Origin of the sequence: Ancylomarina sp. 16SWW S1-10-2 (assembly GCF_009669305.1) — a bacterium.
Taxonomy (GTDB): Bacteria; Bacteroidota; Bacteroidia; order Bacteroidales; family Marinifilaceae; genus Ancylomarina.
On the sequence record NZ_SADB01000051.1, the window covers coordinates 1 to 1,969 of the forward strand.

The 1,969-nt window shown below is 34.5% G+C and carries 2 protein-coding genes; both read right to left on the reverse strand.

Translation table 11 applies throughout. The features are described from left to right. Window positions 1–270 (reverse strand): endonuclease domain-containing protein (locus EMN46_RS18415; protein WP_154202475.1); only part of this gene is annotated, 270 nt, incomplete at its 3' end. A 755-nt stretch (window positions 271–1,025) separates the two neighbouring features. Then, window positions 1,026–1,403, reverse strand: a complete 378-nt coding sequence (locus EMN46_RS18420; RefSeq protein ID WP_154202477.1) for an endonuclease domain-containing protein — start codon at window positions 1,401–1,403, stop codon at window positions 1,026–1,028. Window positions 1,404–1,969 lie beyond the last annotated feature (566 nt).

The following is a 1,969-nucleotide window of genomic DNA, read 5'->3' on the forward strand; positions in this document are numbered from 1 at the left end:
GTATTCTTCTAAAGTTCTATCTCGAATAATATCCTTTTCTTCTGATAGGTAGTTGTCGTGTGAAGCTCCATCTAATTCTATGATTAGTCTAATTTCGGGGCAATAGAAATCAGCAATGTAATTTCCGATTGAATGTTGTCTACAGAATTTGAGATTCTCGATTTGTTTATTTTTGATTGTTTTCCACAGAGTTGATTCAGCAGCAGTGGAACGCCTTCTTAGTTTCTTTCTGTATTCGATGAGGTTCGGTTTGTTGTGAATCTTTTTCATGTTAATGTCTTTGAGTTATACAATTTACATAAAATATTGTTTGAGATTGTAAACCACTCCGTCTGATTTTCCTCGTACCTCAGAAAACCATCCATCTTTTCTCCTCCTTTGTTTTAAGGAGGAGTACCCGAGTCCAAGAATTGGATGAGGGGGAGGTGGTTTAGGATAATTCTTTTTACTTCAAAATATTCAGCAAATAAATAATATTTAAACCACCCCGTCTGATTTTCTTCGTACCTCAGAAAACCATCCACCTTTTCTCCTCTTTTTTTTAAGGAGGAGTGCCCGTAGGGCGAGGTGGTAAAAAAATGAAGGAGGGGAAATTGTGTTAGTTGAAAATCGGTATTGTGTTGCTATTAAAGACAAGTTTAATTTTTCTCCTCATTCTTGATTACCATCGGGATAAAAAGAGGAGTACTCGAGTCCAAGAATTGGATGAGGGGGAGGTGGTTTTAGATAATTCTTTTTACTTCAAAATATTCAGCAAATAAATAATATTTAAAACCACCCCGTCTGATTTTATTCGTTCCTCAAAAATCATCCACCTTTTCTCCTCTTTTTTTTAAGGAGGAGTGGCCGTAGGGCGAGGTGGTAAAAAAATGAAGGAGGGGAAATTGTGTTAGTTGAGAATCGGTAGTGTTGCTATTAAAGACAAGTTTAATTTTTTTCCTCATTACTGATTACCATCGGGATAAAAAGAGGAGTACCCGAGACCAAGAATTGGAAGAGGGGGAGGTGGTCAGAAAAATTTATATTCAGCTATTTTTCTTCAGATAATTTATTTTGTGCGTTTTAATTGCCTCAATTATTTCTTCAAGAAATTCATAAACATATCGGTTTTCAAATCTTATTATGGTGCAATTGTATTCTTCTAAAGTTCTATCTCGAACAATATCCTTTTCTTCTGATAGGTAGTTGTCGTGTGAAGCTCCATCTAATTCTATGATTAATCTGATTTCAGGACAATAGAAATCAGCAATGTAATTTCCGATTGAATGTTGTCTACGGAATTTGAGATTCTCGATTTGTTTATTTTTGATTGTTTTCCAAAGAGTTGATTCAGCAGCAGTGGAACGCCTTCTTAGTTTCTTTCTGTATTCGATGAGGTTCGGTTTGTTGTGAATCTTTTTCATGTTAATGTATTTGAGTTATACAATTTACATAAAATATTGTTTGAGATTGTAAACCACTCCGTCTGATTTTCTTCGTACCTCAGAAAACCATCCACCTTTTCTGCTCTTTTTTTTAAGGAGGAGTACCCGAGACCAAGAATTGGATGAGGGGGTGGTGGTTTGGAAATTAGATGTTTCAAACCACCCCGTCTGATTTTCCTCGTTCCTCGTAAAATCATCCACCCCTCCTTAAAATGAAGGAGGGGAAATTATATTCATTATTTTTATTTTTGAATCCAAAGGATTCATATGTTTATAGAACTGATTTTTCAGAATAGTATGCGACTCCTAAGGAGTCGAACAAATAGGATAGAATATTTGTGCTATAAATATACAATCCCTTTGGAATTTGAGATTCTCTATTTGTTTATTTTTGATTTCCTGAATTCAAGTTGCAAATGCAACTTTTTGATTATTTACAACATAATTATATTTTTCATTTGGAGTCAAGTAATTTAGACGCTTTCTAGGCCTATTATTTAGTTTATCTTGCACCCATTGTACTTTTTCATTTGTTATTCCATCAA

Bases quoted from the DNA above. Each gene is read 5' to 3' on its own strand.
- EMN46_RS18420 (WP_154202477.1), bottom strand. From the start codon at position 1,403: ATGAAAAAGATTCACAACAAACCGAACCTCATCGAATACAGAAAGAAA.